The organism is Microcystis sp. M061S2 (assembly GCF_020245605.1).
Lineage (GTDB): Bacteria > Cyanobacteriota > Cyanobacteriia > Cyanobacteriales > Microcystaceae > Microcystis.
This window is the reverse complement of sequence record NZ_JADBUP010000051.1, coordinates 1-7,470: the sequence shown is the minus strand read 5'-3', so window position 1 is coordinate 7,470 and position 7,470 is coordinate 1. Positions and strand designations below refer to the sequence as shown.

The window sequence follows — 7,470 nt, the reverse complement described above, 5'->3', positions numbered from 1 at the left end:
GATCCTCGCATCAGGCTCTCGAATAAGCGTCCATATCGTATAGCCCACAACCCCGATAGTTGATTTAAAACACCCTCGAGGGACAACGATGAGTTTCCTCTCAGTTGGGGCTTCTAATGCTTCTATGATTGATCCATGAGTGCGCCAGGTGACTTTAGAATAACCGCACAAGTCTTTGACCGTGGCGTAGAGTGATTTGCGGTAATAGTCTTTTAGGGCTTCTTTACGAGCTAGAATCTCAAGGGCTTCGTCACTTTGCTCGGGTAACGGAGTCCAGTTTGCTTTCGATTCTCGCGAGGCGGTCAAGCGATTCTCGCTCGAACGATTCGCGTATCCTATGGTCCTCGGCGCTCTTTTTTTCGAGTTGGTCAACGTCAGCCCTCACCTGGTGAACTAGAAAACTTATCCCCGATAACCACATGGTCACAGGGATAACCACTGTAGCAATGAATCTAAGATTGGTTTTTGTTTCCTCGTTCAGCGTCATAGTCGTCGTCAGCTTGCTGTCGTTCCCTTTCTAATACTAGCAGCTTATCAAATTTTTGCTTCAATACTTCTAGTTGAGTTTGAACGACCTCACTATTTCTTGGATCTGACAAAACCTCGACCATGGAGTTATCTTGCCATTTAAATAGGTTCTTCATGACGAAGATCCATCCGGCGGCACTAAACCTTGGGAGCTTTCCAACAATGCCCGCTCTACCTGTATTTTCCCACCATAATTGTTGAGCTGAGCGTCCTCGACTTACCGCATCAGAAAAACTAGGATGAACCTTTAACCATTCGTAAGCATTGGCTTTTGTCGTTCCCACAAGTCCACAAGCTGCTTCCATTGTGAGTCCTTCGGCCATTGCTTTGTAGAATTTCTCATCAAAATCAGGACTATAGTCTGTTGGTCTACCGTGTGCTTTCATGAGTTCCCCACCCCCCAGGGATTGTTCATTTGTGGGGTGATTCTATATCTGAATTAGGATTTTGTCTCGAAGCGGTCGATAGAGTCTTTGAGGGTGTCTAGTTCATCGGGGAGAGGGATATCGTAATAGGTTTCTGATTCCAGTTCCCAGACTAGATCCTTGGCGGCGGCCACTACTAGAAGGGCTGCGTGATAGATCTTTTGATCGATGAGTTCTGGCATGATGGTGACGTGGGTGGGCCTGGCCTCTATTATCCCTATTTGGGCTAACCAATCGGTGAGCCGAGCTTTTTTAGACCTGTGGTTTAGTTTCACGTGAAACAATTCTTATATGGTTTTTGGGTAACACAAGGGGCCTTGAATTAAATTTGTTTTGGCTCACACTGAATTAAGTGAATCAATCTTGCATTATCTGTGGGGGTGCGATTGGTAGAGATAAGCACGGCAATCGCCCTTATTGTTCACTTAGATGTAGAAAAACTCATGAGCAAACGTGGGAAAAGTCTGAGATTGAATTACTCGACGCTTTGAAGGCGGGGCTTGATGCTTCGACCTCATGGAGTCCGAGGGATTTGGACCCTGTGACTCATATTGTGTCTGGCTTCCCGGTCACTGTGATGAGTGATCTTCATTGCCCGATGCATGATGCTGAATTGATCTATAAGGCTGTAAAAGTCGCCCGGCACTTTGAGTCGAAGATTCTTATTCTAAATGGCGATGTGATGGATCTAAACCAAATCTCTCGTCATGCGGGTGGGTATTATCGTCGGAAAGCTGAGATGGAAGATGATTTTGCAGCGGCTGAGTCGCTTCTTAAAGTCCTATCGCAAAACTTTGAGACAATTTACTGGCTATCTGGAAATCACTGCATTGAACGGCTTGTGAAACTATTCCGAGGAGAGGTTCAAGCCAGCCGCGTATTAAAGATGGTGGGGGACTTCCCGAATCTCAAAATTACATCCCGCTCTTTTCTTGATGTGAATGAGGCAGTCAGGATTTGCCATCCAAGACAATATGGACGTGTTAGAGGGTCGCTTGCTCAACGCTTGGCTCAAAGATGGCAAAAACATATAGCCACAGGTCATCAACACCATGCAGCCATGAGCTATTCACCCGATGGTAAATGGCAGGCGGTCGACATCCCTTGCATGGTGAAAGTTGGGCTCCAAGATTATGTACGAAATGAGCTTAATGATTTCCCTGAACCGATGATCGGTTTTGGGATGGTCTTTGGAAATTATATTCAAGTGTTCACGCCTGATTTCCCTTTTACTCAATTTGGGGTGTCTTTGTGAAATTCAATATAGGCGACATAGTTGAGCTTTATTTCTGGGACCATGCAACCCACGACGACGGTGTTCAATGTGCAGCTATCGGGCGTGTAGTGCGCCAGAACCCTAGATTTATAACCTTGGAGCATTGGTCAATTCTTGATTCGTCTGAGATTTGGAATGGGAACGAGGAGCGGGTTACGATTTTGCGCTCCAGTGTTTTTCAATGGGCCTTGCTTCGTCCGGTCTCTCAGGGCAAAATTAAATCATGGACGCGATGGGCGAAGCTCTTAAAAAAAGAAAAATGAAGTCTTGGAATGATTGGCGTGCAAAGGCTGAGAACATTCCGGTTCGTCAAGATGCATATGGCGATGCTCAAAAGGGCGCTAAAGAACAAGGCTCGAGCGTTTTGTCTAAAATATTTGGCAAAAAAGTCGGGTAGAAATCATTCTCCCGATTAAAGGGAGGTTCCTATGTTACAAGAGAAGAAAGATTCCATTTTGGCCTTAGTTGATGAGGTCTATGCTTTAGGCGTTCAAGCCGGCCAATCAGGCGGTGCGGTTTACACCCAAGAGCAGTATGACCAAGCCATTCAAGCTGTGAGCCAACAAAAGGATGCTGAAAAAGTACAAGCCTTGGCTGCTCTAAAACAACTTGTTGTGGATAAAATCAACGCTCAAAAGGCTTCAGAAGACGCCCTAGAAGCGGCTCTGGTTGCTGAAGTTTCAGCCCTTTAATCTGTAGTCCAATATGCCGACTGTCTCTCATAGGCGGTCGGCAATTCGTGATTTGTGAAATGCCGATCTAAAAACCGACACATATTGTTAGGCAAGGCTGCAAGCCACCCGTCATCAATTGCAATGATGTTCATTGTTTTATGTTGTTCGGGGTCTTCTGAGAATCCGCCATCGAATTGATCAATCGTGAATAGATAGCGACCTGTCCCAAGTGAGGTCAAAACCTCGTAGTTTTTTAAATACTCGTGTTCAATGCACTGGATTTTGTTACCTATTACTCCCCACGGCATTAAAATATTTAGTGGCGGCGGCTTGGGTGCAGGCTTTGTGAATAGAGCGTGAATAGGTAGCCTTGAGAAAAGCGCCCCACTTTCTAAATGCACATTGAACAAAAGCGGGCGGTTTATAATCCCGGTGACTGAATAAAGATAAGCGTTCTCATAACCTTTGAGTTTAGGCCCAAGAAAGCTTCTATCCACAAGGAGTTTGATTCTTGGAACATCAATTATCATTTTGGCGGCCACGCTTTCCACCGGCCTTGAACCATTTCCCAGGTCCAGCCAAGTTTTGTCAAAAACTCATTGATCGCGGGGTGTTTGGCAATCATTTGTTGCATCCCGATTTTGTGCCATTCGGTGTGATGCACTCGACACAACGGCATCACGTTCCAATAGTCGTCGCCTCCACCTGAGCCACGAGTTTTTACATGGTGAACATCGCTTGGGCCATCTTTCCCGCAAGCCATGCAGGGGAGTTTTTTAATCTCCGATTGAAACTTTTTGTCTATCATTCAAAACAACATCAAATTGTTGTGGGAAGTGTCTGACTAACGCGTAGGCTTTTTTTCTAATTGCTTTTGGCACCCGTGGTGTTTGTTTTGGATCAAGTAATGCTTGCAAAAACTTGCGGGTTTCGTGGATAGCTAAAATGCGTTCTTCAGGCAGCGTCATTCCACAACCTCGATTCGCACTCGGATTTTGTGGCCATAAAATTGATCTAATCTTTCCCAGCTTTCGGGTGAAACCAGCATTATTCCCTCATCAAAAACGAAAGTGTCATCAATCGGCTCAGGCGGCTCAGGCACGTCGGGGATGAGATCTAGCGAAGTACGAACATCATAAGAGTGTTGACCGTTGTGAGTCCACTTTTGCAATTGCCAGCCCAAACCATTGAGATGAACTGCTCCATGAATCGGATAATCCCCACTCCCATCCGTCGCATAGATCCTAACTTCATAGCCGCCTCGGGTTTTATTCTTCCACTTCATTTGGATTCCTTATTGAAAACTACATCACTTACAAAAAATAAATCCTTGCCTCGCCTTGCCGGGCCTTTCCTTACCTGGCCGTTCCTTGCCGAGCCATGCCTTGCCCAGACTCGCCCAACCCTGCCACGCATTGCCGCGCATTGTATTGCCAATATCACTCCCAGCTTTCTAATAAAAATTTTCCATAGACCCCACGAAAAGTGCCAAGACCGATTGCTCTACCCGCCTCGGCAATCAAATTAATTAGTTCTTGTTCTTTAATTTCTTTATTTGGGAAAAGCTCCAAATCAAATTGAAGTGTCCATGGTGTCGGTAGCACAGGCCGAACCTTCGGATTTGGAATCCCTTTATCCAAACGCGCAACTGACCTATGAACATAAACGCCGCTACTCGCGCACACTTCTTTAACTTGATCTAACGATTCAAACTTAATAGGTTTGCCGTCTCTTAAAAATGGAATGAAAGACGGCCCTATCGACACATACGATAAACAGGCGTTACAAATATCTTTATATTTTCTTTTGTCCCTTAGTCTTTTGGGTGCTGAGTTTGTGTTGTGGGCAGTGAGTAACGACATAATGTTGACCGCCGGAAGTCCAATATTCTTGTCTGGGTCCAGGTAAAGTTTTTGCGAGGGCTCCAATTGCGTCTGATTGTCTCCTGCATAGCGATCGAACATTATGTCCTTCACGCCCCTTAACGTCACCTTGCGTTTGATTATGTCGGTGTGCAGATTTAGTTTTATTTCCATTTTTTTGCTCCTCGTATTTTTTCAAAACAACCTCGCCTTGCTTTTCCTCGCCTGACCTCTCCACGCCTCGCGCAGCCCCGCCCATCCCTGCCCCGACTCGCCTAGCCATGCCTTGTCTCGCCATGCCGAGAAAAATATTTCATTCTTCCCACTCCTCAATAACCTCTCGGCCCCAATATCTAATATCGGCATCAATGGACTCTTTTATGTTGTCCACTTCAACACTACGGTCGTCTGACACCCAGACCTTCCAGTACCAGAACCCGATCTCCCAAATCTCCAAATCACCCTGGGGATTGACGCATAGGTATTTCATCAATCGCTCCCCCAATGTTGAATATCGGCCATAAATCCTTGACCCATTTCATCTCGATAAATCCTTTTAATCGCTGTCCCATAGGGGAACTCAGGATATTGCTCAAAAACTTTTTTAATCCCTTTATTCAAAGCATCTTCATTAGAAGCTGTAACGATGAACAACCCCGGCTGCCCTAAGCGATGCTCACGCACATGATTAATTAAAAAATCATTTTCCACGTTGTTGCTCCCTTATAAATTTTTGAATTTGAAACAATATCTTCCACGCCAAATCACGCTCAGAATCATCAAATGTCCGCATAAAATTTCTTATCCGGTGTTCATCTGGCCAAAGGGCCGGCTTTCGAATCTCTTCCTCAATAGCTTTTGCAAAATCTGCAATAGAAGTTTTGTTCTTATAGTGATCTAGAATCAAACTTAGGGCCGTTATTTCATAACTCATAAAATTTAAAAGATGCCCCGACGATCAATGCGGGAGGGCAAGACCGCCGAGGCGTTGCTGACGATCCGGGAAAATCGCCACGCGCATACTCCCCGTTGCGCACGTCGCGACTCGCAAATTCCTCGGATCATTGGAGCCATCAGAATGGTATATCGTGCGTTTTTCTAATCGCACTGATTACCGTTTTAGCCGTATCACTCAAAGGCTTTCCTGTCTTTTGTGATTCGCCCTCTAACCAATTTGCATAACTTAAAGCCTCATCAGATTTCACTTCACTGACTTTTTTACCTTTAAGCTTCCCAAAAGGAATTACTGGATCATTTGCATCGATGGGTTTTGGAGTTTCGACTTTTGTCGCGATCTTTGGCTTTTGCATGGGGCTGTCAGCTAGTTGAGATAAATCCTCACCATCCTCTTCTAGCTCTTGAGCAAATGCAGTTCCGTAACCCAAGAATGCCAATGCCCTTCCCACCGCCCCCGATTCAGCTTTTTCCAAATAGCCCCCTGGAAACTGGGCTCGAAGCTGTGATTTGTGAGCCCGAGCAATTGTCCTTCCCCCTGGATCTTTAATCTCAGCCAAGACAAGGGCTGAGTCATTACTGTGCTCGACGATACTAGTTTCAATAGACCAATCCGGGCGTTCTTCCCTAAACCACACAATCCGGTGGGCAACTTGCAAATAGTCCTTTCCTTTAAGGTTAAGAAAAGGGAGTTCGGTTCCCTTTGGAGTTTTGAAGGTGCTCATTTTTGCGCTCTCTTTTGTGCAAGATCAGCCCTTTGTGAGCCGGTGGCAATTGTCTGTGCTTCGGGCTTCCAAAAGGCAAACCCAACGGCCGTCAATGCGGATAAAACTAAAACTATTTCTATGATTCTCATTTTGCCCCCGGTTTAACTGCATACTCTCGAACGTATTTTGTTTTTACTATCTCAGTTCCCGGCACGGGCTCCGGGCTTTTTGAAACCATCTCTTTGTCCAAGCTTTTAACAATTTCTGTTTTCCAAAACTTGTCAGGCACAAGCCCAGGTTCCACAAGTTTCACTGAAGCCTTGGCGGATTGGAGTTTGAACCTGCGCTCATCCCCTTGAATCTCGTCCACGCCTAAAATTTCCATAGCGTCTTTAAGATTTTGTTTCATTTGCTCTTGAGCCGCTGATAGGCGTTTTGCGATTTGAGACAACTTGTCAGCACGCGCCTTGTATTCAGATTCAATTGCCTCAAGACGGTTTAGAACAAACCCATAAGCGTCTACCTTGTCTTTAATGGCTAGGGAGTCTTCAACGGCAACCGGAAGTTCGGCGCTTTCCCCGTCCACAATGGCTGCTTCAAAGGCTGCAAGTTTTAGGGCTAAATCTCTAAGGCTCATTTTTTAGCCTCCGATGCACGCTTGAGATGATAGGCCGCGTGGGCCAAGGATTGTTCAACATCTCGAAGTCTCTCGGTGTACTCGTTGACCCCTAAGGAGGCGCGTTCTTTTAGTATTTGATCAATTAATTCAATGAGTTGCTTGTCAAATGCGTCAAAATCCATTGATTTGCTCCAATTCTGCCTTTTGCGAAGGCTTAGATAGAATGAACAAATTGGGATGTGGGAGTCAACTATAAAAGTGGGTCCCGGCCCTCAAGTTTAGCCCACTCGTTTAAACGCTCTAAAAGGTCCATTACGTCGATTTTATCAGCTTGAGCCATCTGAAGCGCTAGCCTGTCAAAGTCTGAATCCTGACCGTTTTTAGCGATTTTAGAGGCCCGGTAGAGGATATCGTATCGGCGTTGT

At 45.6% G+C, this 7,470-nt stretch carries 16 protein-coding genes; 3 read left to right on the top strand and 13 right to left on the bottom strand.

The genetic code is table 11. The features are described 5' to 3' along the window. The 3 genes from IM475_RS09925 to IM475_RS09915 form a co-directional block, all read right to left on the bottom strand. The coding region (locus IM475_RS09925; protein ID WP_287727433.1) for a hypothetical protein at positions 1-306 on the bottom strand (306 nt) is incomplete at its 3' end. Positions 307-452: 146 nt separating this feature from the next. Then, a complete protein-coding gene (locus tag IM475_RS09920; RefSeq protein WP_287727432.1) occupies positions 453-914 on the bottom strand; it encodes a hypothetical protein in 462 nt (153 codons plus the stop codon). Positions 915-967: 53 nt separating this feature from the next. Further along, positions 968-1,135: a hypothetical protein gene (locus IM475_RS09915; protein ID WP_287727431.1), complete on the bottom strand. Its 168-nt coding sequence runs from the start codon at positions 1,133-1,135 to the stop codon at positions 968-970. A gap of 359 nt (positions 1,136-1,494) precedes the next feature. Here IM475_RS09915 and IM475_RS09910 point away from each other — a divergent pair, with 359 nt between their 5' ends. From IM475_RS09910 to IM475_RS09900, 3 genes are all read left to right on the top strand, one after another. Further along, positions 1,495-2,208, top strand: coding sequence for a metallophosphoesterase (locus IM475_RS09910; protein WP_287727430.1), 714 nt, complete (start codon positions 1,495-1,497; stop codon positions 2,206-2,208). 244 nt (positions 2,209-2,452) lie between these two features. Beyond that, a complete protein-coding gene (locus IM475_RS09905; protein ID WP_287727429.1) occupies positions 2,453-2,626 on the top strand; it encodes a hypothetical protein in 174 nt (57 codons plus the stop codon). A 31-nt stretch (positions 2,627-2,657) separates the two neighbouring features. Further along, on the top strand, positions 2,658-2,921 hold the full coding sequence (locus IM475_RS09900; RefSeq protein WP_287727428.1) for a hypothetical protein: 264 nt from the start codon (positions 2,658-2,660) through the stop codon (positions 2,919-2,921). On the opposite strand, the gene IM475_RS09895 is transcribed toward IM475_RS09900, so the two are convergent. The 10 genes from IM475_RS09895 to IM475_RS09855 form a co-directional block, all read right to left on the bottom strand. Further along, on the bottom strand, positions 2,918-3,454 hold the full coding sequence (locus IM475_RS09895) for a hypothetical protein (RefSeq protein ID WP_287727427.1): 537 nt from the start codon (positions 3,452-3,454) through the stop codon (positions 2,918-2,920). The two genes, IM475_RS09900 and IM475_RS09895, sit on opposite strands and share 4 nt — an antisense overlap. Beyond that, complete coding sequence (locus tag IM475_RS22975; RefSeq protein ID WP_353737445.1) at positions 3,430-3,666, bottom strand: HNH endonuclease signature motif containing protein; 237 nt, start codon at positions 3,664-3,666, stop codon at positions 3,430-3,432. Before IM475_RS22975 ends, IM475_RS09895 begins: the two co-directional genes overlap by 25 nt. A 13-nt stretch (positions 3,667-3,679) precedes the next feature. After that, a complete protein-coding gene (locus tag IM475_RS09890; protein ID WP_287727426.1) occupies positions 3,680-3,871 on the bottom strand; it encodes a BPSL0761 family protein in 192 nt (63 codons plus the stop codon). Then, positions 3,868-4,188: a hypothetical protein gene (locus tag IM475_RS09885; RefSeq protein ID WP_287727425.1), complete on the bottom strand. Its 321-nt coding sequence runs from the start codon at positions 4,186-4,188 to the stop codon at positions 3,868-3,870. Before IM475_RS09885 ends, IM475_RS09890 begins: the two co-directional genes overlap by 4 nt. 154 nt (positions 4,189-4,342) lie before the next feature. Next, complete coding sequence (locus IM475_RS09880) at positions 4,343-4,939, bottom strand: hypothetical protein (protein ID WP_287727424.1); 597 nt, start codon at positions 4,937-4,939, stop codon at positions 4,343-4,345. 315 nt (positions 4,940-5,254) lie between these two features. Further along, positions 5,255-5,476, bottom strand: a complete 222-nt coding sequence (locus IM475_RS09875) for a hypothetical protein (RefSeq protein WP_287727423.1) — start codon at positions 5,474-5,476, stop codon at positions 5,255-5,257. Continuing rightward, positions 5,466-5,699 carry a hypothetical protein gene (locus IM475_RS09870; RefSeq protein ID WP_287727422.1) on the bottom strand — a complete coding sequence of 78 codons (234 nt, stop codon included), beginning with the start codon at positions 5,697-5,699 and terminating at the stop codon, positions 5,466-5,468. Before IM475_RS09870 ends, IM475_RS09875 begins: the two co-directional genes overlap by 11 nt. A 139-nt stretch (positions 5,700-5,838) precedes the next feature. Further along, the gene (locus IM475_RS09865) at positions 5,839-6,444 is read right to left on the bottom strand and encodes a hypothetical protein (protein WP_287727421.1); all 606 of its coding nucleotides are present in this window, start codon (positions 6,442-6,444) and stop codon (positions 5,839-5,841) included. Between the two features lie 127 nt (positions 6,445-6,571). Next, entirely contained in the window at positions 6,572-7,063 is a 492-nt protein-coding gene (locus IM475_RS09860; protein ID WP_287727420.1) for a siphovirus Gp157 family protein, read from the bottom strand. Further along, the gene (locus IM475_RS09855) at positions 7,060-7,227 is read right to left on the bottom strand and encodes a hypothetical protein (RefSeq protein WP_287727419.1); all 168 of its coding nucleotides are present in this window, start codon (positions 7,225-7,227) and stop codon (positions 7,060-7,062) included. The genes IM475_RS09860 and IM475_RS09855 overlap by 4 nt, the downstream gene beginning before the upstream one ends. Positions 7,228-7,470 lie beyond the last annotated feature (243 nt).